The sequence below is a fragment of the Variovorax sp. KBS0712 genome, from assembly GCF_006323185.2.
Lineage (GTDB): Bacteria > Pseudomonadota > Gammaproteobacteria > Burkholderiales > Burkholderiaceae_C > Variovorax > Variovorax boronicumulans.
On the sequence record NZ_VCCD02000002.1, the window covers coordinates 138847 to 162120 of the forward strand.

Below are 23274 nucleotides of genomic sequence, written 5' to 3' on the forward strand. Positions count from 1 at the left end.
CGTCCTCACGCGTAGAGGCTCTCGATGGCCGCCGAGTAGAGGCGCACGTTCTCCTCGCCTTCCGGGTCGAGCTTCGCGATGAGGGCGCGTGCGCGCTCGCGGTAGGCCGGCAGGTTGGCGTCGTGCTCGGCGAATGCGCGCCGCAGCGCCTGCCCGCCCTCCTCGCAGTCGAAGCCGTGGTAGCGGTAGCCGCAGTCGCCGATCAGGTGCGAGTTGTGGATGAGCGGCCAGCCGCCATACAACGCCTCGTAGTAGAGGTAGTTCTGCGCGTTCTCCCAGTGGTGCGCAAAGACCGCGTCGATGGCGCCCGGCAGCACCTGGTACAGCGGAAAGCGCCCTTCGAAAGTCGCCAGGCCGTGCCGAACGAGATCGAGGCTCTGGGCGAAGGCGACGAAGTTCGGCTTGTCCTTCAGGTGGAAGCTGTTGTAGACCCACATCTTCTCGATGAGGCGCGGCTGCGCGCGGTGCGCCGACTCGCAGCCCAGCATCGGGATGAAGCTGGTCTTCACCATGCAGATGTTGGGCTCGAAGATGGCCACGCGCCACTGCTTGCGCCCCGGCTCGTAGGCGAAGCGCTTGCCCTCGGCGCCGCGCGCCATCGCCTTCTCGACCACCATCGGGCTCCACAGGTGCGGCATGAGCTTGGTGGGCGCGCGGAAGGTGCTCGCGAAGTACGGCTTGCAGGAGGTTTCGTACTCGGGCAGCGTCCACACCTCGTCGTAGGGCGCGCCGCTGACCAGCATGCCGTGCGGCTTGTTGAAGGTCATGCGCTCGATGTCGATCACGTAGTCGTTGCCCACGCGCATCGAGACGATTTTTCCGCCGCGCTCGCGGAACGCCACCGACCAGTCGCGCCCCAGTTGCGCGCTCATCTCGATCATGAGGTCGAGCTCCTGCGCGGCGGTGGCCATGTCGATGATCGGCACCGGCGAATCGGCCAGGAAATTGGTGGCGTCGGCCGGCCCGCCGTCGCCGCCGCCGGCCACCAGCACCGTGCGCTCGACGCACGGCGAGCGCAGCAGCAGCATCACGAGGAACAGGCAGTTCTGGTAGACGCCGTTCTCCCACAGGCTCTGCTCGCCCTTGCGGATGAAGATGGAGACGCCGACTTTCAGCCGGGTCGGTGCAGCGGCCGCGCGCGGGCCTGCGGTGGGGTTCTGCACGTCGCTCATGCGACCACCTTCGCGTTGCCGGCACGGAACGCCGGATCGCCGCCCACCAGGTTCAACAGCCGCTGCGCGTAGCCGTCGATGTTGGCGGGGTGCATCGGATCGATCGCGTCGAACACGCGCTGGCTGCGCGCACGGTAGTCATCGAGTTGCGCGTCGTGGCCGCGCACGGCCACGGCCAGCTGTTCGGCACCGACGGCGATGTCGAAGTCGGGGTAGTAGTAGCCGGCGTCGCGCAGCCAGGGCGAGTTGTGCACCAGCGGGTAGTTGCCGTACAGCGCGTCGAGGTAGCTGTAGTTCTGGTCGTTCTGCCACTGGTGCGACACCACCGCGTCGGCGTGCTGCACCATGAAGCCCGCGAAGTCGTGCCGTCCGTGGAAGGTGGCCTTGTGCTGGCGCACGATGTCCAGCGAGTTGGCCAGGTAGAGCATCGTCGGATGGTCTTTCAGGTGCAGCGTGTTGAGCACGTGCATCGCCGCGACGTGCTCGGGGTTGGCGCGGTAGGCCTCGTCGGTGATCAGCATCGGGATGCTGCACGACTTCACGACCGAGATGTTGGGCTCGAAGATCGCCACCCGGAAACCCGGTTGCTGCGCCGTGCGCGGCTGGTAGCCGAAGCGAAAGCCCTGCGCCTGCACCTCGTCCACGCGCTGCGCCAGGAACTGCGGCGACCAGAGGTACGGCACCTCGTGCACCGGGCAGCGGTGCAGCGTGCGCATCATCGGCGCAAAGGCCGCGTCCTTGGGCAGCAGCCAGATCTCGTCGCAGCGGTCGGTGGCGCCGAAGTGCCCCTTGTCGGCAAAGACGATCGGCTCGGCCAGCGCCACGAAGGGCTGCCCCACGCCGTGGAAGGCCACGCGCCCGCCGCAGGCGCGGAAGTACGACAGCCACTGCACGTCGAGCGCGCCGGCCATTTCGATGACCACGTCGAGCGCGTCGGTCAGCTCGCGGGCGCGGCCCAGCGTGAGCCCCATCGCCGACAGGTCGACCTGCGGCGGCATCGCCTGCTGGTCGCCCGCGTCGATGAGCGTGACGGACTCGACGAATTCGATGCGTTGCAGCAGCCGGGCCAGGAACAGGACGTTCTGTCCCATTCCGTTTTCCCAGATGTTCTGCCCCGCGTGGGAGAGGACTGAAATACCGATGCGCATGGCCGAAGTGTGTACCAAAAAAACAATGGCTCCCGCGCGCAGGGCGCGGGAGCCACCGGACCGGGGGAGTCGGCCTAGTGACCTTTTACTTCCACTTCCAGCCGATGCCCGCGTTGACGCCCCACTCCTTGCCGGTGGAGCTCAGGCCCGCGCCCCAGGAGATCTTGCCGTCGTCCGACAGGGCCTTGAAGGTCAGCGCCACCGCGCTGTAGCCCTTGTACGAACCCATGCCGATGCCGATCGTCTTCTCGCCCGGGTACAGCGTGGGCAGGTAGGTGCCCGACATCGCGAAGGCCATCGCCGAGCCCGAGTAGGCGATGCGCGCCACGTCGCCCACCTGCTTTTGCACCTGCTGCAGCTGGCCCAGGTTGACCGCATCGCCCGGCAGCACGCCCGGTGCCACGTTGCTGATGCGCGTGGGACCCGAAGTCTCGGTGCCCAGCGTGATCTGGTTGTAGTTCACCGACCCGTCGGGGTTGGTGGCGTACTGCACGCTGCTGGCCTTCGCAGCCGCCGAGACCGCCTTCAGCTGCGCCACGTTGGTCGCGTCGCTGTCGGCCGAGCCGGCTGCCACGCCCGTGATCTGGCGGAACTGGTTGTTGGCCGCATCGCCCACCGACACCGCCGCCTGCGTGCTGGTCGTGGCCTTGATGGCCGCTTCCTGCTGCGCATTCGCGCTGCCCGGCACGTAGCCAGCCACACCCGCCGCCCGCGAGGCCACCGAGTTCGCACCCAGTGCCACGCCGCCGGTCTGCTGGACCACCGCGCCGAAGCCGATGGCCGTGCCCTGCGCGATGTTCTGCGCCTTGCTCAGCGGCGTGCCGCCGGCATCCGCACCGTCACCCAGGGCCACGCCGCCGCCGCCGGCACGGGAGTTCGCGCCGATCGCCTGCGAGCCCGTGGCCAGCGCCCCGGTGCCGATGGCGATCGCGTTGGTGCCCGTGGCCTGCGCCCCGAAGCCCACCGCCACCGCGCCGTCGGCCGTGGCCCGCGCGCCGTTGCCGGCCGCGAAGGAGTTGGCGCCGCTGGCTTCGGAACGCGGCCCGATCGCCACTGCTTCCGCACCGCTGGCCTTGGAGTCGGTGTTGGTCGAGTTGGCGTGGAAGTACTTCGTGCCCTTGTCGTTGATCGTGTTGACCGTCGTGCTCAGGCTGCTGATGCTGCTCGTGGCGGTGCTCAGCCCGGTCGACGTCGAGGTCGACAGGCTGGAGAGGCCGCTGGCCGCACCGCCCACGCTGGTGGACAGGCTGTCCAGGTTGCTGTTGGTGGTGCTCAGGCCGGTCGACAGACTGTTGACGGTGCTGTTGGTCGTGCTCAAACCGGTGGACAGGCTGCTCACGTTGCTGTTCGTCGTGCTCAGGCCGGTCGACAGGCTGCCGACGGCGCTGTTGGTCGTGCTCAGGCCGGTCGAAAGACTGTCGACGCTGCTGCCCACCGTGCTCAGCCCGGTCGACAGGCTGTCGATGCGGCTGGCCGAGGTGCTCAGGCCGGTGGACACCGAGCTCGACAGGCTGTTCACGCTGCTCGTGACCGTGCTCAGGCCGGACGACGTGGAGGTCGAGAGGCTGTTCAGGTTGCTGTTCGTCGTGCTCAGGCCCGACGAGAGGCTGCCGACATTGCTGTTGGTCGTGCTCAGGCCGGTGGACAGGCTGTTGATGCCGCTGTTGGCGGTGCTCAGGCCGGTCGACAGGCTGCCGATGCCGCTGTTGGCGGTGCTCAGGCCGGTCGAGGTCGAGGACGACAGGCTGCCCAGGTTGCTGTTCGTCGTGCTCAGGCCCGTCGACAGGCTGAAGATGCCGCTGTAGGCGGTGCTCAGGCCGGACGAGAACGAGGTGGACAGGCTGCTGACGTTGCTGTTGGTCGTGCTCAGGCCGGTCGACAGGCTGTCGATGCTGCTCGTGGCCGTGCTCAGGCCCGACGAGGTCGAGGTCGAGAGGCTGTCGACGTTGCTGTTCGTCGTGCTGAGGCCGGTCGAGAGGCTGTCGATGTTGCTCGTGGCGGTGCTCAGGCCCGAGGACGTGGAGGTCGAGAGGCTGCCGACGTTGCTGTTGGTGGTGCTCAGGCCTGTGGAGAGGCTGGAGATGCCGCTGGTGGCGGTGCTCAGGCCGGTCGAGAGGCTGCTCACGTTGCTGTTGGTCGTGCTCAAGCCAGTGGACAGGCTGGAGATGCCGCTGGTGGCGGTGCTCAGACCGGTCGACAAGCTATCGATTCCGCTCGTGGCCGTGCTCAGGCCGGTCGACAGGCTGTCGATTCCGCTCGTAGCGGTGCTCAGGCCACTCGACGTGGACGTCGAGAGGCTGCTCACGTTGCTGTTCGTCGTGCTCAAGCCAGTGGACAGGCTGGAGATGCCACTGGTCGCCGTGCTCAGGCCAGACGACGTCGAGGTCGAGAGACTGCTGACGTTGCTGTTGGTCGTGCTCAAGCCAGTGGACAAGCTGGAGATGCCACTGGTCGCCGTGCTCAACCCAGTCGAGAGGCTGTCGATTCCGCTCGTCGCGGTGCTCAGACCAGACGACGTGGAGGTCGAGAGGCTGCTGACGTTGCTGTTCGTGGTGCTCAGGCCCGTGGACAAGCTGGAGATGCCACTGGTCGCTGTGCTCAAACCGGTCGAGAGGCTGTCGATGCCGCTCGTGGCCGTGCTCAGGCCGGACGACGTGGAGGTCGAGAGGCTGCTCACGTTGCTGTTGGTGGTGCTCAAGCCAGTGGACAAGCTGGAGATACCGCTGGTGGCGGTGCTGAGACCGGACGACGTCGACGTCGACAGGCTGCTGACATTGCTGTTCGTCGTGCTCAAGCCGGTGGACAGACTCGAGATGCCACTGGTCGCCGTGCTCAAGCCGGTCGAGAGGCTGTCGATGCCGCTCGTGGCCGTGCTCAGTCCCGACGACGTCGAAGTCGACAGGCTGCTCACGTTGCTATTGGTGGTGCTCAATCCCGTTGACAGACTCGAGATACCGCTGGTTGCGATGCTCAGGCCCGTGGACAGGCTGGAGATGCCGCTGGTGGCAGTGCTGAGGCCGGACGACGTCGACGTCGAGAGGCTGCTGACGTTGCTGTTGGTCGTGCTCAGTCCAGTGGACAGGCTGGAGATGCCACTGGTCGCCGTGCTCAAGCCGGTCGAGAGGCTGTCGATGCCGCTCGTGGCCGTGCTCAGTCCCGACGACGTCGAAGTCGACAGGCTGCTGACGTTGCTATTCGTCGTGCTCAATCCCGTGGAGAGGCTGGAGATACCGCTGGTTGCGGTACTCAGACCCGTCGACAAGCTGTCGATGCCGCTGGTAGCGGTGCTGAGGCCGGACGACGTGGAAGTCGACAAGCTGCTGACGTTGCTGTTGGTCGTGCTCAGGCCCGTCGACAGGCTCGAGATACCGCTGGTCGCAGTGCTCAAACCCGACGACATCGACGTCGACAAGCTGCTCACGTTGCTGTTCGTCGTGCTCAGGCCCGTCGACAAGCTATCGATGTTGCTTGTGGCCGTGCTCAGGCCCGACGACGCCGAGGTCGACAGACTGCTCACGTTGCTGTTCGTCGTGCTCAAGCCCGTCGACAGGCTGGAGATGCCGCTGGTTGCCGTACTCAAACCCGACGACGTCGAGGTCGAGAGACTGCTGACGTTGCTGTTGGTCGTGCTCAGCCCGGTCGACAAGCTGTCGATGCTGCTCGTCGCAGTGCTCAAACCAGAAGACGTAGAGGTCGACAAGCTGCTCACGTTGCTGTTCGTGGTGCTCAAGCCCGTGGACAGGCTGGAGATGCCGCTGGTCGCAGTACTCAAACCCGACGACGTCGAAGTCGAGAGGCTGCTGACACTGCTGTTGGTCGTGCTCAAGCCGGTCGACAAGCTATCGATGCCGCTGGCAGCAGTGCTCAGGCCACTCGACGTCGAAGTCGACAGGCTGCTGACGTTGCTGTTCGTGGTGCTCAAGCCCGTGGACAGGCTCGAGATGCCACTGGTCGCAGTGCTCAGGCCGGACGATGTCGAGGTCGAGAGGCTGCTGACGTTGCTGTTCGTCGTGCTCAGGCCGGTGGACAGACTCGAGATGCCACTCGTGGCCGTGCTCAGGCCGCTCGACGTCGAAGTCGACAAGCTGCTCACGTTGCTGTTCGTCGTGCTCAAGCCGGTCGACAGGCTGCTGACGTTGCTGTTGGTCGTGCTCAGGCCAGTGGACAGGCTGTCGATGCTGCTCGTCGCAGTGCTCAGGCCAGACGACGTGGAGGTCGACAAGCTGCTCACGTTGCTGTTCGTGGTACTCAGCCCGGTCGACAGGCTGTCGATACTGCTCGTCGCAGTGCTCAAGCCAGACGACGTGGAGGTCGACAAGCTGCTGACGTTGCTGTTCGTCGTGCTCAAGCCCGTAGACAGGCTGGAGATGCCGCTGGTGGCAGTGCTCAAACCCGACGACGTCGAGGTCGAGAGACTGCTGACGTTGCTGTTCGTCGTGCTCAGCCCGGTCGACAGGCTGTCGATGCTGCTCGTCGCAGTGCTCAGGCCAGACGACGTGGAGGTCGACAAGCTGCTCACGTTGCTGTTCGTCGTGCTCAGGCCGGTGGACAGGCTGGAGATGCCGCTGGTGGCGGTGCTCAGGCCAGACGACGTGGACGTCGACAGGCTGCTGACGTTGCTGTTGGTCGTGCTCAGGCCGGTCGACAGGCTGGAGATGCCGCTGGTGGCGGTGCTCAGGCCAGACGAAGTGGACGTCGACAGGCTGCTGACGTTGCTGTTGGTCGTGCTCAGACCCGTCGACAGGCTCGAGATGCCGCTGGTCGCCGTGCTCAAACCACTCGACGTCGAGGTCGAAAGGCTGTCCAGGTTGCTGTTCGTGGTGCTCAGGCCGCTCGACGTGGAAGTCGACAGGCTGTCGATGCGGCTGTTGGCCGTGCTCAGACCCGACGATGTCGAAGTCGACAGGCTGCCCACGTTGCTGTTCGTCGTGCTCAGGCCCGTGGACAGGCTGGAGATGCCGCTCGTGGCGGTGCTGAGGCCGGACGACGTGGACGTCGAGAGGCTGCTGACGTTGCTGTTCGTGGTGCTCAGGCCGGTGGACAGACTGGAGATACCGCTGGTTGCGGTGCTCAAACCGGTCGACAAACTATCGATGCGGCTCGTAGCCGTGCTCAAACCCGAGGACGTCGAGGTCGACAAGCTGCCGACATTGCTGTTCGTCGAGCTCAGGCCAGTGGACAGGCTGGAAATGCCACTGGTCGCCGTGCTGAGCCCCGTCGACAGGCTATCGATGCCACTCGCGGCCGTGCTCAGCCCGGTCGACGTGGATGTCGACAGGCTGCTCACGTTGCTGTTCGTGGTGCTCAGGCCAGTCGACAGACTGGAGATACCGCTGGTTGCCGTGCTCAAGCCGGTCGAGAGGCTATTGATGCTGCTCGTGGCCGTGCTCAGGCCCGACGACGTAGACGTCGACAAGCTGCTCACGTTGCTGTTGGTCGTGCTCAGACCAGTCGAGAGGCTCTCAATGCCGCTCGTGGCCGTGCTCAGGCCACTCGACGTCGAGGTCGAAAGACTGCTGATATTGCTGTTCGTGGTGCTCAGGCCAGTGGACAGGCTCGAGATGCTGCTCGTGGCCGTGCTCAGGCCGCTCGACGTCGAAGTCGACAAGCTGCTCACGTTGCTGTTCGTCGTGCTCAAGCCAGTGGACAGGCTCGAGATGCCGCTGGTCGCCGTGCTCAGGCCGGACGACGTCGAGGTCGACAGGCTGCTGACGTTGCTGTTGGTCGTGCTCAGGCCAGTCGACAGGCTGTCGATGCTGCTCGTCGCAGTGCTCAAGCCGGACGACGTGGAGGTCGACAGGCTGCTCACATTGCTGTTTGTGGTGCTCAGGCCCGTAGACAGGCTCGAGATACCGCTGGTGGCCGTGCTCAAGCCACTCGACGTGGACGTCGACAGGCTGTCCAGGTTGCTGTTCGTGGAGCTGAGGCCAGTGGACAAGCTGGAGATACCGCTGGTCGCAGTACTCAAACCAGACGACGTCGAGGTCGAAAGGCTGCCAATGCTGCTCGTCGCCGTGCTCAAGCCAGACGACGTCGAAGTCGACAGGCTCGAAATACCACTGGTTGCCGTGCTCAAGCCGCTCGAGGTGGATGTCGACAAGCTGTCCAGGTTGCTATTGGTGGTGCTCAGGCCGGTGGACAGGCTGGCGATGCCGCTGGTCGCCGTGCTCAGCCCTGACGACGTGGACGTCGACAGGCTGCTCACATTGCTGTTGGTCGTGCTCAGACCGGTCGACAGGCTGTTGATGCCACTGGTGGCAGTGCTCAAACCAGACGACGTCGAAGTCGAAAGACTGTCGATGCTGCTCGTGGCCGTGCTCAGACCGGACGAGGTCGAGGTCGACAAGCTGCTGACGTTGCTGTTGGTCGTGCTCAAGCCAGTGGACAGGCTGGAGATGCCGCTGGTGGCAGTGCTCAGACCCGACGAGGTCGAAGTCGACAGACTGTCGATGCTGCTCGTCGCCGTGCTCAAGCCAGACGATGTCGACGTCGACAGGCTGCTGACGTTGCTGTTCGTCGTGCTCAGGCCGGTAGACAGGCTATCGATGCCACTGGTTGCCGTACTCAAGCCCGACGACGTGGACGTCGACAGGCTGTCGATACGGCTGTTCGTCGTGCTCAAGCCAGACGAAGTCGAGGTCGACAAGCTGCCGACGTTGCTGTTCGTGGTGCTCAGACCCGTGGACAGGCTGGAGATACCGCTGGTGGCCGTGCTCAAGCCGCTCGACGTGGACGTCGACAAGCTGTCCAGGTTGCTGTTGGTGGTGCTCAGGCCGGTGGACAGGCTCGAGAAGCCACTGGTCGCCGTGCTCAAGCCCGTCGACAGGCTGTCGATGCTGCTCGTGGCCGTGCTCAGGCCGGACGATGTAGACGTCGACAAGCTGCTAATGCTGCTGTTCGCCGTGCTCAAACCCGACGACGTGGAGGTCGAGAGGCTGCCGACGTTGCTGTTCGTCGTGCTCAACCCAGTGGACAGGCTGGAGATGCCGCTGGTGGCAGTGCTCAGACCCGACGAGGTCGAGGTCGAGAGGCTGCTGACGTTGCTGTTCGTCGTGCTCAGGCCGGTCGACAGGCTGGAGATACCACTGGTCGCGGTGCTCAAACCAGAGGACGTAGACGTCGAAAGGCTGTCGATGTTGCTCGTCGCCGTGCTCAGGCCGGACGACGTCGAGGTCGACAGGCTGCTCACATTGCTGTTTGTCGTGCTCAAGCCAGTCGACAGGCTGGAGATACCGCTGGTGGCAGTGCTCAAACCAGACGACGTGGACGTCGATAGGCTGTCGATGTTGCTCGTCGCCGTGCTCAGGCCGCTCGACGTGGAGGTCGACAGGCTACTGACGTTGCTGTTGGTCGTGCTCAAGCCAGTGGACAGGCTAGAGATGCCGCTGGTCGCAGTGCTCAGACCCGAGGACGTAGACGTCGAGAGGCTGTCGATGCTGCTCGTCGCCGTGCTCAGGCCGCTCGACGTGGATGTCGAAAGGCTATCGATACGGCTGTTGGTCGTGCTCAGGCCCGACGACGTCGAAGTCGACAGGCTCGAAATTCCACTGGTTGCAGTGCTCAGACCGCTCGACGTGGAGGTCGAAAGGCTGTCCAGGTTGCTGTTCGTGGAGCTGAGGCCGGTAGACAGGCTGGAGATGCCACTGGTCGCGGTGCTCAAACCAGAGGACGTCGAGGTCGACAGGCTGCTCACGTTGCTGTTCGTCGTGCTCAGACCCGTGGACAGGCTGGAGATACCGCTGGTGGCAGTGCTCAAACCAGACGACGTCGAAGTCGAAAGGCTGTCGATGCTGCTCGTGGCCGTGCTCAGACCGGACGAGGTCGAGGTCGACAAGCTGCTGACATTGCTGTTCGTGGTACTCAGGCCGGTAGACAGGCTGGAGATCCCGCTGGTGGAGGTGCTCAGACCCGACGACGTCGACGTCGAAAGGCTATCAATGCTGCTCGTGGCCGTGCTCAAGCCCGACGACGTGGACGTCGACAGGCTGCTGACGTTGCTGTTGGTGGTGCTCAGACCGGTCGACAGGCTGGAGATCCCACTGGTCGCCGTGCTCAAACCCGACGACGTCGAAGTCGAAAGGCTATCGATGCTGCTCGTAGCCGTGCTCAAACCAGACGACGTCGAGGTCGACAGGCTGCTCACGTTGCTGTTCGTCGTGCTCAGGCCCGTGGACAGGCTGGAGATCCCGCTGGTCGCCGTGCTCAGGCCACTCGACGTAGAAGTCGACAGGCTGCTCACGTTGCTGTTGGTCGTGCTCAGGCCCGTCGACAAGCTCGAGATGCCGCTGGTCGCGGTGCTCAGACCGCTCGAAGTCGACGTCGACAAGCTGCTCACGTTGCTGTTCGTGGTGCTCAGCCCGGTCGACAGGCTCTCGATGCCACTCGTCGCCGTGCTCAGACCCGAGGATGTGGAGGTCGAAAGGCTATCGATTCGACTGTTGGTCGTGCTCAAACCACTGGACGTCGAAGTCGACAAGCTGCCCACGTTGCTGTTCGTGGTGCTCAAGCCCGTCGACAGGCTGGCGATGCCACTGGTCGCAGTGCTCAGGCCCGACGATGTCGAAGTCGACAGGCTGCTCACGTTGCTGTTGGTCGTGCTCAGGCCAGTAGACAAGCTGGAGATGCCACTGGTCGCGGTGCTCAATCCACTCGACGTGGAAGTCGAGAGGCTGTCCAGGTTGCTGTTGGTGCTGCTCAGAGCCGTAGACAGGCTCGAGATGCCGCTGGTCACCGTGCTCAGGCCGGACGACGTCGAGGTCGAGAGGCTGCTGACATTGCTGTTTGTCGAGCTCAGGCTCGTGGACAGGCTCGAGATCCCGCTGGTCGCTGTGCTCAGGCCGCTCGACGTAGAAGTCGACAGGCTGCTCACATTGCTGTTCGTCGTGCTCAGGCCAGTGGACAGGCTCGAGATGCCGCTGGTCGCCGTGCTCAGGCCGGACGACGTCGAGGTCGAGAGGCTGCTGACGTTGCTGTTGGTCGTGCTCAAACCAGTCGACAGGCTGTCGATGCCACTCGTGGCTGTGCTCAAGCCGCTCGACGTGGAGGTCGAAAGGCTACTGACATTGCTGTTCGTCGTGCTCAGACCCGTGGACAGGCTGGAGATGCCGCTGGTCGCGGTGCTCAGACCAGACGACGTCGAGGTCGACAGACTGCTGACGTTGCTGTTGGTCGTGCTCAGGCCCGTCGACAAACTGGAGATGCCACTGGTCGCAGTGCTCAGACCGCTCGAGGTAGACGTCGACAAGCTATCGATGCTGCTCGTGGCCGTGCTCAGGCCCGACGACGTAGACGTCGAGAGGCTGTCGATACGACTATTGGTGGTGCTCAGGCCCGTGGACAGGCTGGAGATACCGCTGGTCGCGGTGCTCAACCCGCTCGACGTGGAAGTCGAGAGGCTGTCCAGGTTGCTGTTGGTGCTGCTCAGAGCCGTGGACAGGCTCGAGATACCGCTTGTTGCCGTACTCAAGCCCGACGACGTCGAAGTCGACAGACTGCTGACGTTGCTGTTCGTGGTGCTGAGACCGGTCGAAAGGCTGGAGATGCCGCTGGTTGCCGTGCTCAAGCCGCTCGACGTCGAGGTCGACAAGCTGCTGACATTGCTGTTGGTCGTGCTCAGGCCCGTAGACAGACTAGAGATGCCGCTGGTTGCCGTACTCAAGCCCGACGACGCCGAGGTCGACAGGCTGCTGACGTTGCTGTTCGTCGTGCTGAGACCGGTCGAAAGACTGGAGATGCCGCTGGTCGCGGTGCTCAGGCCGGACGACGTCGAAGTCGACAGGCTGCTCACGTTGCTGTTGGTTGTGCTCAGGCCCGTCGACAGACTAGAGATGCCGCTGGTTGCCGTGCTCAAGCCGCTCGACGTCGAGGTCGACAAGCTGCTGACATTGCTGTTCGTGGTGCTCAGACCTGTGGACAGGCTGGAGATGCCGCTGGTCGCAGTGCTCAGGCCCGACGACGTAGATGTCGAGAGGCTGTCGATGCGGCTATTGGCCGTGCTCAGACCCGACGACGTCGAGGTCGACAAGCTGCCCACGTTGCTGTTCGTGGTGCTCAAGCCCGTCGACAGGCTCGAGATACCGCTGGTTGCAGTGCTCAGACCGCTCGAAGTGGAGGTCGAGAGGCTGTCGATGCTGCTCGTGGCCGTGCTCAGGCCCGACGACGTCGACGTCGACAGGCTGCTCACATTGCTGTTGGTCGTGCTCAGGCCCGTCGACAGACTGTTGATGCCGCTCGTAGCGGTACTCAAACCGGACGACGTAGATGTCGACAGGCTGCTCACGTTGCTGTTCGTGGTGCTCAGGCCCGTGGACAAACTGGAGATGCCGCTGGTGGCAGTGCTTAGGCCCGACGACGTAGATGTCGACAGGCTGCTCACGTTGCTGTTCGTCGTGCTCAGGCCCGTGGACAGGCTCGAGATTCCACTGGTCGCAGTGCTCAGGCCGCTCGACGTGGACGTCGAGAGACTGTCGATGCGGCTGTTGGTTGTGCTCAGACCCGACGACGTCGAGGTCGACAAACTGCTGACGTTGCTGTTCGTCGTGCTCAGACCTGTGGACAGGCTCGAGATGCCGCTCGTGGCGGTGCTCAGACCGCTTGAAGTCGACGTCGACAGGTTGTCGATGCGACTGTTGGTCGTGCTCAGGCCAGTCGACGTGGACGTTGACAGGCTGCCCACGTTGCTGTTCGTCGTGCTCAAGCCCGTGGACAGGCTCGAGATTCCGCTGATCGCCGTGCTCAGACCCGACGACGTCGACGTCGAAAGGCTGCTCACGTTGCTATTCGTAGTGCTCAGGCCTGTGGACAGGCTGGAGATGCCGCTGGTGGCCGTGCTCAAACCGGACGACGTCGAAGTCGACAGGCTGCTGACGTTGCTGTTGGTCGTGCTCAAGCCGGTGGACAGGCTGGAGATACCGCTCGTGGCCGTGCTCAAGCCGGACGACGTCGATGTCGACAGGCTACTGACGTTGCTGTTCGTGGTGCTTAGGCCAGTCGACAGGCTGGAGATGCCGCTGGTCGCCGTGCTCAGCCCGCTCGACGTCGAGGTCGACAGGCTGCTGACGTTGCTGTTCGTTGTGCTCAACCCCGTGGAGAGGCTGGAGATGCCACTGGTTGCTGTGCTCAGACCTGTGGACAGGCTCGAGATTCCGCTGGTCGCCGTGCTCAGACCGCTCGACGTCGATGTCGAAAGGCTGTCGATGCGGCTGCTGCTGGTGCTCAGTCCGGACGACGTAGAAGTCGACAGGCTACTGACGTTGCTGTTCGTGATGCTCAGGCCAGTCGACAGGCTGGAGATGCCGCTGGTGGCCGTGCTCAAACCGGACGACGTCGAAGTCGACAGGCTGCTGACGTTGCTGTTGGTCGTGCTCAGGCCGCTTGAAGTCGACGTCGACAGGCTGTCGATGCGACTGCTGCTGGTGCTCAGGCCCGACGATGTGGACGTCGACAAGCTGCCGACGTTGCTGTTCGTGGTACTCAGACCTGTGGACAGGCTGGAGATCCCGCTCGTCGCTGTGCTGAGGCCCGACGACGTCGACGTCGACAGGCTGTCGATGCGGCTGTTGGTCGTGCTGAGGCCGGTCGACGTGGAGGTCGAAAGACTGCCGACGTTGCTGTTCGTGGTGCTCAGGCCGGTCGACAGGCTCGAGATGCTGCTCGTGGCCGTGCTCAGTCCCGACGACGTCGAAGTCGACAGGCTGTTGATGCGACTGCTCGCCGTGCTCAGGCCCGACGATGTGGATGTCGACAGGCTGGCGACGTTGCTGTTCGTGGTGCTCAGGCCCGTGGACAAGCTGGAAATGCCGCTGGTCGCCGTACTCAAACCGCTCGACGTGGAAGTCGACAGGCTGTCCAGTTCGCTGTTCACCGTACTCAAGCCCGTGGACAGGCTCGAGATGCTGCTGGTCGCCGTGCTCAAACCGGTCGATGTGGAGGTCGACAGGCTGTTGAGACGGCTGTTGGTCGTGCTCAGGCCGGACGATGTGGACGTCGACAGGCTGCTCACGTTGCTGTTCGTGGTGCTCAGGCCGGTCGACAGGCTGGAGATGCCGCTCGATGTCGAAGTCGACAGGCTGCTGACATTGCTGTTCGTTGTACTCAGTCCTGACGACGTCGAGGTCGACAGACTGTTGACGCGGCTGTTGGCGGTGCTCAGCCCCGAGGACGTGGAGGTCGACAGCGACCCCACCGTGCTGGCGACCGAGTACAACTGGCTGCCATTGATCGCATCGGTCGAGGTGGAGGTCACCTGGCCCGCCGCCACATTGGTGATCTGGCGCTCAGCGCCCGCCGAACCAACGCTCACGACACTGGTCGGTGTGGCGCCGGCAAACCCGCCCAGCACAACCCCGTTGACCGTCGCATTGGCAGTCGGAACCGCCGCGGCGGTCACACTGTTACTACCAAGCGCGACGCTGTTGTCGTTACCGGCGCTGGCTCCCGTGCCGATCGCCACGGCGTTTGCGCCGGCGCTCTTCGCGCCGCCATCCACCGTCAGGTTGCCGCCGATGGCCACGCTGTTCGCGCCGCTGGCAGTTGTTGCCCGGCCGATGGCCACGGCCTGCTCGCCCGACGCGACCGAGCCACCGTTGCCGGTTCCGTCCCCGCCCCCTACCGCGACCGATGAAGTCCCGCTGGCCTTGGCGTCGTTGCCCAGGGCGTAAGCCCCTTTGCCCGAGGCTTTGGCACCAGAGCCGATTGCCGTCGAGCTGTGAGAGCTCGCCTGGGCGTTGTTCCCGATCGCGAGAGAGTAATCAGCAATTGCATACGCACTGTTGTTGCCCGAGGTGCCGCTGCCACTGCCATTGCCAATGGCGATGGCATTGGTCACCGAGTTCGGCGCATACCCGCCGCCGATCTGATAGGAAGCATGCCCCCCCGTCACGACAGCCATGAGCGTCGCAGCTGCGACGGCCGCCCGCACCAACTTCGAACCGCTCTTCTTCCCCCGCGCCGAAGTGATTTCAGACGCCGCAACCCAGGCCCCCAGGGCTTCATTCCAGATACTTCGGTAAGACTTGTTCATATTCTTCGAGCTCGGTTCACAGAGGGCGGGCGCGGTATCAACGGCGGAGGAAGGCAACGACCGCCCGCGGTTCGTCGCCCCAGCCAGGGTCGTAGTTACCCTGACGTTCACAATGGACGCGGTAATGTACGCAGCCGTTTACATTTGCAGCCATTTCGGTCTACCGGAAACCGTGAAATGATGATTTAGTTCACAAACTTTCACGATTGGCGACAAATCCGGGCGCGGCGATGTCGCTGTGGAACGTCGATCCGAACGCCCCGCCTAGAATCGCCGCCGCTGTCTGTCACAGCGGTTTTCCTCACAAAAGGTGCCCAATGAAGCCGTTTCTCCCCCGTTTCCTGGCCGCATGCACGCTGGCCCTGGCCGGTTCCTGCGCCCTGGCGCAGGACGGCAACTCCGCCGACGAACTCGTCCAGGCGGGCCTCAGCAGCCTCAAGCAGATCGATGAGAACCGGGCGGGAGAGATCTGGGACACCGCGTCTGCGTTTGTGAAGACTCGCTTTCCCAAGGCCGAATTCGTTGCCAACACGCAACGCTCGCGCCAGACCGTGGGCGTCGTGGCCCGCCGTGACTGGGCCAGCGTGACCCGCATCCGCTACCTGGACGACAGCACCGGCATCCCTGCAGGCCTGTACGCCAACGTCGACTTCGCCACCCGCCTGACCAACGACAAAACGGTCTTCGAAAAAGTCAGCTTCCGCCTCGAACCCCAAGGCTGGCGCCTGACGGGCTACATCCCCCGCGAAAACCAATGACCACCGCCTCGGGTGCCGGCCTGCGCATCGGCATCACGATCGGCCTCCACCACGAGGCCGAGACCCTCTGGAACAACGGCATCAAGCAGAACGCCGTGTTCCTGGCAGAGGCGCTGAAGCACTGCCCCAGCGTCGCCTCGGTGGTGCTGGTCAACACCACCGCCACGCCCATCACCCCCGCCCTGCCCTGGGACCAGGCCCGCTGGCCGACCGTGACCTTCGAGGCGGCCAAGGACAGCGTGGATGTGCTGATCGAGCTGGGCGGCCAGATCGACGCCGACCAGACCGACCACCTCAAGCGCCGCGGCGCGCGGCTGGTGTCGTACTGCTGCGGCTTCGAGTACGTGCACGCGATGGAGTCGATGCTGTTCGGCAAGCCGCTGTGGGGCCGCAACCTGTTCATCAACCAGCGCTACGACGACATCTGGATGGTTCCGCAGGTGGCCCACATCAGCCAGCCGTACTTCGAGGTGCTGCGCCGCGCCGAGGCGCGCGCCGTGCCCTTCGTCTGGAGCCCGGTGTTCCTGCAAGAGCGTGCCCGCGCCCTGCCCGACGGCGGCGCCTACCAGCCGCGCAGCGGCCCGCGGCGGCTCAGCGTGATGGAGCCGAACATCAACGTGGTGAAGTTCTGCGTCTACCCGATCCTGATCGCCGAGCTGGCGTACCGCGCCCGCCCCGACGCGATCGCGCTGCTGCAGGTCACGAACGTGGAGCGCATGGCCAAGGACAGCATGGAGTTCATCACGCTGATGAACCAGCTCGACCTGGTGCGCCAGCACAAGGCGGTCTTCCTGGGCCGGCACGAGACCCCGGTGTTCCTGGCGCAGAACACCGACATCGTGGTCTCCCACCAGTGGGAGAACCCGCTCAACTACTTCTACCTCGAGACCTGCTGGCAGGGCTATCCGCTGGTGCACAACGCCCACCTGTGCGCCGACCTGGGCTACTACTACGCAGAAAACGACGTGGCCGCGGGCAGCGCCCGCGTGCTCGAAGCCATCGACGGGCACGACGCCCAGGCCCAGGCCTACCGCGACCGGCAACGCGCACTCATCGCGCGCTACCTGCCCGGCGACGCGGCGGCCACGCAGACCTACGACACCCTGCTGCAAGGCCTGATGCAGCGCCCCGCCCGCTAGACCCACGGAGCCCCCTCGCATGCTCGACCCGTCCGAACTCCGGCACTTCTATCCCGTGATCGTGACGCCGAGCCACGACGGCAAGTTCTTCCAGAACTACGTGGCGTCGCTGCTGAACTTCACCGTGAGCGCCGAGCGTGCCGGCATGAAGGTGCAGGTGCTGATGCACCAGGGCGAGAGCCTGGTCACGCGCGCGCGCAACAACTGCGTGGCCCAGTTCCTGGCCAACACCGAGTGGACCCACTTGTTCTGGATCGACGCAGACATCGGCTTCTCGGCCGAGGCAGCGTTCCGCCTGCTGCTGTCGGGCTACGACATCGCCGCCGGCGTGTACCCGCTCAAGCGCGAAGACTGGCCAGCCGGCGGCGTGGCGGCCGGCACCACGCAGCAGCAGTTCGAGGCCGCCTTCACGCGCTACACGGTCAATGCCAAGGCCGAAGAAGGCGCGTCGCAGATCGAGCTCGAGGTGCAACCCGACGGTTTCATGAAGATGACCGAGGCGCCCACGGGCTTCATGGCGATCCGGCGCGGCGTGTTCGAGCGGCTGATGGCCGCCTACCCCGAGCTGCAGTACGTGCCCGACAGCATCGGCGAAGCCGACCGCGGGCTGCACTACCGCTTCTTCGACGTGATGGTCGACCCGGTCACGCGGCGCTACCTGTCGGAAGACTACGGCTTCTGCCGGCTGTGGTCGGGGCTGGGCGAGTCGATCTACATCGATGCCAATTCGAACCTGACCCACCAGGGCGCCAAGCTGTACCGCGGCGATTTCGCCCATTCGCTGCAGGCCTCGCTGCCCTACGCGGTGGGCGGCCCCGCCGGTATGGCGATGGTGCTGAAGGGCCAGGAACACCTGAAGCCGAATCCGCCGCCGGGCTGACACCGGCAACGAACGCCCATGAAAAAGCCCCGCCGAAGCGGGGCTTTTTCATGGGGCCGGCGAATCGCTCGCCGGCTGCAACGAGCCTCAGGCCGTGACCGTGTCCGCCACGCCCTTGTAGTCTTCGATCTTGTCGAAGTTCAGGTACTGGTAGATCTGCGCGCTGGACGCGTCGATCACGCCCGTGGCGGCCATGTACTCCTCGCGGGTCGGGATGCGGCCCAGGCGCGAGCAGATGGCGGCCAGTTCGGCCGAGCCCAGGTACACGTTGGTGTTCTTGCCCAGGCGGTTCGGGAAGTTGCGGGTGCTGGTCGACATCACCGTCGCGCCTTCGCGCACCTGTGCCTGGTTGCCCATGCACAGCGAGCAGCCCGGCATTTCGGTGCGCGCGCCGGCGTTGCCGAACACGCCGTAGTGGCCTTCTTCGGTGAGCTGCTGGGCGTCCATCTTGGTCGGCGGTGCGATCCACAGCTTGACCGGGATGTCGCGCTTGCCTTCGAGCAGCTTCGACGCGGCGCGGAAGTGGCCGATGTTGGTCATGCACGAGCCGATGAACACTTCGTCGATGGTGGCACCGGCCACGTCGCTCAGCGTCTTCACGTCGTCCGGGTCGTTCGGGCAGGCCACGATGGGTTCGTGGATCTCGGCCAGGTCGATCTCGATGACGGCGGCGTACTCGGCGTCGGCATCGCCCTTGAGCAGCTGCGGGTCCTTGAGCCAGGCTTCCTGCGCGGCGATGCGGCGTGCCAGCGTGCGTGCGTCGGCGTAGCCTTCGGCAATCATCCACTTCATCAGCGTGATGTTGCTGTTGATGTACTCCTGGATCGGTTCCTTGTTCAGGTGCACCGTGCAGCCAGCGGCCGAGCGTTCAGCCGAGGCGTCGCTCAACTCGAAGGCTTGCTCCACCTTCAGGTCGGGCAGGCCTTCGATCTCGAGGATGCGGCCCGAGAAGATGTTCTTCTTGCCTTGCTTGGCCACGGTCAGCAGGCCCGACTTGATGGCGTACAGCGGAATCGCGTTGACCAGGTCACGCAGCGTGACGCCGGGCTGCATCTTGCCCTTGAAGCGCACGAGCACCGATTCGGGCATGTCCAGTGGCATCACGCCGGTGGCGGCCGCGAAGGCCACGAGGCCAGAGCCCGCGGGGAAGCTGATGCCGATGGGGAAGCGGGTGTGGCTGTCGCCGCCCGTGCCCACGGTGTCGGGCGTCAGCAGGCGGTTGAGCCAGCTGTGGATCACGCCGTCGCCCGGACGCAGCGACACGCCGCCGCGGTTGGCCATGAACTCGGGCAGTTCGTGGTGCATCTTGACGTCGACCTTCTTCGGGTACGCCGCCGTGTGGCAGAACGACTGCATGACCAGATCGGCCGAGAAGCCCAGGCAAGCCAGGTCCTTCAGCTCGTCCCGGGTCATCGGGCCGGTGGTGTCCTGCGAGCCGACCGAGGTCATCTTGGGTTCGCAGTACGTGCCCGGGCGCACGCCCTGGCCTTCGGGCAGGCCGCAGGCGCGGCCGACCATCTTCTGTGCGAGCGAGAAGCCCTTCTTGGTGTCGACCGGGCTTTGCGGCAGGCGGAACAGCGTGGACACGGGCAGGCCCAGTGCTTCACGCGCCTTGGCGGTCAGGCCGCGGCCGATGATCAGCGGAATGCGGCCGCCGGCACGCACTTCGTCGAACAGCACGTCGCTCTTGACCTGGAATTCGGCGATGACCTGGCCGTCCTTCAGGGCCTTGCCTTCGTAGGGACGCAGCTCGACCACGTCGCCCATGTTCATCTGCGTCACGTCGAGCTCGATGGGCAGTGCGCCCGAGTCTTCCATCGTGTTGTAGAAGATGGGCGCGATCTTGCCGCCGAGGCAGACGCCGCCGAAGCGCTTGTTCGGCACGAAGGGAATGTCTTCGCCGGTGAACCACAGCACCGAGTTGGTGGCGCTCTTGCGCGACGAACCCGTGCCGACCACGTCGCCGGCGTAGGCCACGAGGTGGCCGCGCGCGCGCAGGTCTTCGATGAACTTCACCGGGCCGCGCTTGCCGTCTTCTTCAGGAACGATGCCGGGGCGGGCGTTCTTGTGCATCGCCAGGGCGTGCATCGGAATGTCCGGACGCGTCGTGGCGTCGGGTGCGGGCGACAGGTCGTCGGTGTTGATTTCGCCGGCCACCTTGAAGATGCTGACGGTGATGCTCTGCGGCACTTCGGGGCGGCTGGTGAACCACTCGGCATCGGCCCAGCTTTGCAGCACGCCCTTGGCGTGGGCATTGCCCTTGTCGGCCTTTTCCTTGACGTCGTGGAACTGGTCGAACATCAGCAGGGTCTTCTTCAGGCCTTCGGCTGCGACAGCGCCGACTTCGGCGTCGTCCAGCAGGTCGATCATGGGGCTGATGTTGTAGCCGCCGAGCATGGTGCCGAGCAGTTCGGTCGCGCGGGCGCGCGAGATGAACGCGTTCTTCTCGGTGCCGTGGGCCACAGCCGCGAGGTAGCTCGCCTTGACCTTGGCGGCGTCGTCGACGCCGGCGGGCACACGGTAGGTGAGCAGGTCCAGCAGGAAGGCGCCGTCCTTGGCATTCGCGCTCTTCAGGAGCTCGATCGCTTCGGCGGTCTGCTTCGCGCTCAGGGGCAGCGGCGGGATACCGAGCGCGGCGCGTTCGGCAACATGATCAACGTAGGCTTGCAACATCTTCTTTTCTCCGGAAACTAGGCTATCGGGCGTGCGCAGCGGTCTCTAGCGGCCAAGCAAGAGCCGCGCCGCACCCCGGGTTCGGTGCTCTTCTTACTTCTTGGCTGCGTCGGCACCTTCGAAAAGGGCCTTCGGCGGGTTCTTCTTCATCTCGTCGGCAAAGGCGACCTGGGCGGCGGTCTGGCATTCGTCGGCAATGCGCAGGCCGGCCTTCTGGTTCATCAGCATCGACTTGTTGCCCAGCTGGAGCCACATGGCGCCGGCACGCGGGTCTTCGAGGCGGATGGCGCCGGTGCGGCTTTCGACCGGGTGCATGCGGTACTTCAGGCCCTTGGTGGTCACGGTGAAGAAGCCGGGCTTCTTCTCGTCGGGCGTGACGGTCACGTCGGCGCCGAGTTCGCACTGGGCCTTGCCGGTGGACACGCGCTGCGCCACGGCCAGGTCGGACTCGGACAGCACGATGTTGGTGTCGTCGGCGATCGGCGTGACCTCTTCGACGGCCTTGGCCGCCTTGCGGGTGACCTGGCGCTTGGGCGGGGTCTTCTTGGCTTCGGCCTTGGCCGCGGCCGGCTTGGTGGCGGTGGCGTTCTGGGCCACGGCGGCGAAAGGCAGGGCCAGCGCAACGGCGGCGATCAGTGCAATTTTCTTCATGAGCGGGGTTCCTTCAGGCTGATTCAGTGGGTTTCAGGAGACCGCGATGCAAACCAGGCTTTCGCCTCGGAGGGCAACGCGCGCCCTGTTGCGTGGGCGCGCGTCAGGACCTGCCAGAAGTGGCGGTAGCTCGCGCGGTCGTGCAATGTGCCATCAATTTGTGTCGGTGCCCAATCCGCGTCTGCGGCTTTTGTAATGATTTTTGTGGCAATTTGAATCTGCGCCTCGTCGGGCGCGAAGGCCTCGAGGATCGGCCGGATCTGGTTCGGGTGGATGCTCCACATGCGCGTGTAGCCGAATTCGGTGGCCGCCTTGCGGGCCGCGAGACGCATCGCATCCATGTCGTTGAACTCGGTGACCACGCAGTGCGAAGGCACCTTGCCGTAGGCATGCGCGGCCGACGCCAATGCCAGCTTGGCACGCACGACCAACGGATGGCTGAACTGCCCCGCCGCGCCCATGCCGTCGGCGGGAATGGCGCCGGCATGCGCCGACACGAAATCCATGAGGCCGAAGCTCAGCGACTGCACGCGCGGATGCGCGGCGATCTCGAAGGCGTTGTGCACCGCCAGCGGCGATTCGATGAGCACGTGCAGCGGCAGCGCGCCGGCATCGGCGGCGTCCAGCGCGGCAACAGCCTGACACACATCGGCCACGGATTCGACCTTGGGCACCATGAGGTGGCTCAGCCGATGGCCGGCGCGTCCGGCGATGGTGACCACGTCGCCGGCGAAGGCCGGGTGGTCGACCGGGTGCACGCGCACGCCGACGCGCATGCCGGGCTGGGCGGCCAGCGCGAGTTCGGTGACGAGCGCGGCATGCTCCGCCTCGCCGCCGACCGGAGCGCCGTCTTCGCAGTCGAGGGTGACGTCGAACACGCAGGCGCCGAACTCCTGCGCCATCTCGGCCTGGAGCGCGAGGCTCTTCTTCATGCGGGCTTCGACGCCGCTGTAGTGGTCGCACACCGGCAGGGTCACGGCGCCGGCCTGTGCGCCGAGCAGCACGTCCGCGGGATGGGCAGCGGCGGTCTTCGTCGTCATGCGTCTTTTTTCTTGTGCGCCACGATGAACATGCGCGGGAAGGCGAGCAGGCGCTTGCCGTCGGTGCGCACCGGATAGGCCTCGTCCACCCTGCGTTCGTATTCGGCGAGGTAGCTCGCCTGCAGGTCGGGCGGCAGGCGGTCGACAAAGGGCTTCAGGCCCGTGCCGCGCACCCATTCGACGATGGCCGCGGCGTTGGCCATCGGGTGCTGGTAGATGGTGTGCCAGACATCGACATGGGCCGCACGCGCGGCCAAGAGGTCGTAGTAGCCGCCCAGCGGCAGCAGCAAGGTGCGCAGCTTGTCGGCGTCGCCGATGGGCTCGGCCCAGGGCGCTTCGGCCGCCACCGCACGCATCAGGCGGTGCGTGGGCTCCTGGCGGTTGTCGGGCATCTGGACGGCGAGCACGCCGCCCGGGGCCAGTGCGTCGAACAGGCGGGGGATCAGCGTTTCGTGATCCGGCACCCATTGCAGGGACGCGTTGGCGTAAATGAGATCGGGCGCTTCTGTTTCACGCGGCGCCCAGGTCGCGATGTCGCTCAACTCGAAGCGCGCCGCCGGCAGGCGCTCGCGCGCGCTGACCAGCATGGCTTCGGAGTTGTCGGTGCCCGTGACCTGCGCCGTCGGGAACCGATGTGCCAGCAGCTCGGTGGAATTGCCCGGTCCGCATCCGAGGTCGACCACGCGGGCGGCCTCGGCAAGCGGGACCCGCGCCAGGAGTTCCTGTGCGGGCCGGGTGCGCTCGTCCTCGTAGCGACGGTAGAGCGCGGGGTTCCAGTCGAGCATGCGGGCG

At 65.1% G+C, this 23274-nt stretch carries 10 protein-coding genes and 2 pseudogenes; 3 read left to right on the top strand and 9 right to left on the bottom strand.

Going from position 1 to position 23274, the window contains the following annotated elements; translation table 11 throughout:
- Positions 1-5: 5 nt before the first annotated feature.
- The 5 genes and pseudogenes from FFI97_RS17590 to FFI97_RS34425 all read right to left on the bottom strand — a co-directional run.
- Positions 6-1172 (bottom strand): DUF2827 domain-containing protein, encoded by a 1167-nt coding sequence (locus tag FFI97_RS17590; protein ID WP_139702454.1) that lies wholly within the window; start codon positions 1170-1172, stop codon positions 6-8.
- Positions 1169-2320: a DUF2827 domain-containing protein gene (locus tag FFI97_RS17595; protein ID WP_139702453.1), complete on the bottom strand. Its 1152-nt coding sequence runs from the start codon at positions 2318-2320 to the stop codon at positions 1169-1171. Before FFI97_RS17595 ends, FFI97_RS17590 begins: the two co-directional genes overlap by 4 nt.
- 85 nt (positions 2321-2405) lie before the next feature.
- Complete coding sequence (locus FFI97_RS34420; RefSeq protein WP_409574644.1) at positions 2406-3839, bottom strand: YadA family autotransporter adhesin; 1434 nt, start codon at positions 3837-3839, stop codon at positions 2406-2408.
- 69 nt (positions 3840-3908) lie between these two features.
- Positions 3909-14504, bottom strand: a pseudogene (locus FFI97_RS17600) (beta strand repeat-containing protein); the annotation flags it as partial.
- A 12-nt stretch (positions 14505-14516) separates the two neighbouring features.
- Positions 14517-15341 (bottom strand): annotated as a pseudogene (locus tag FFI97_RS34425) (ESPR-type extended signal peptide-containing protein); the annotation flags it as partial.
- Between the two features lie 317 nt (positions 15342-15658).
- On the opposite strand from FFI97_RS34425, the gene FFI97_RS17605 reads away from it, so the two are divergent.
- Genes FFI97_RS17605 through FFI97_RS17615 form a run of 3 tightly spaced genes read left to right on the top strand, consistent with a single transcriptional unit; the run spans position 15659 to position 18118 of the window.
- Positions 15659-16099, top strand: coding sequence for a DUF4019 domain-containing protein (locus FFI97_RS17605; protein ID WP_095950584.1), 441 nt, complete (start codon positions 15659-15661; stop codon positions 16097-16099).
- Positions 16096-17238: a DUF2827 domain-containing protein gene (locus FFI97_RS17610; RefSeq protein WP_139702452.1), complete on the top strand. Its 1143-nt coding sequence runs from the start codon at positions 16096-16098 to the stop codon at positions 17236-17238. The genes FFI97_RS17605 and FFI97_RS17610 overlap by 4 nt, the downstream gene beginning before the upstream one ends.
- Positions 17239-17257: 19 nt before the next feature.
- Positions 17258-18118, top strand: a complete 861-nt coding sequence (locus FFI97_RS17615) for a hypothetical protein (protein ID WP_139702451.1) — start codon at positions 17258-17260, stop codon at positions 18116-18118.
- 87 nt (positions 18119-18205) lie between these two features.
- On the opposite strand, the gene FFI97_RS17620 is transcribed toward FFI97_RS17615, so the two are convergent.
- The 4 genes from FFI97_RS17620 to tam all read right to left on the bottom strand — a co-directional run bounded on the left by FFI97_RS17620 (position 18206) and on the right by tam (position 23267).
- Positions 18206-20791 (bottom strand): bifunctional aconitate hydratase 2/2-methylisocitrate dehydratase, encoded by a 2586-nt coding sequence (locus FFI97_RS17620; protein WP_139702450.1) that lies wholly within the window; start codon positions 20789-20791, stop codon positions 18206-18208.
- A gap of 93 nt (positions 20792-20884) precedes the next feature.
- Positions 20885-21442: a lysozyme inhibitor gene (locus FFI97_RS17625; protein ID WP_139702449.1), complete on the bottom strand. Its 558-nt coding sequence runs from the start codon at positions 21440-21442 to the stop codon at positions 20885-20887.
- Positions 21443-21465: 23 nt separating this feature from the next.
- Positions 21466-22482: an HpcH/HpaI aldolase/citrate lyase family protein gene (locus FFI97_RS17630; RefSeq protein ID WP_139702448.1), complete on the bottom strand. Its 1017-nt coding sequence runs from the start codon at positions 22480-22482 to the stop codon at positions 21466-21468.
- Positions 22479-23267, bottom strand: coding sequence for a trans-aconitate 2-methyltransferase (tam, locus tag FFI97_RS17635; protein ID WP_062479714.1), 789 nt, complete (start codon positions 23265-23267; stop codon positions 22479-22481). Before tam ends, FFI97_RS17630 begins: the two co-directional genes overlap by 4 nt.
- Between the last annotated feature and the right edge of the window lie 7 nt (positions 23268-23274).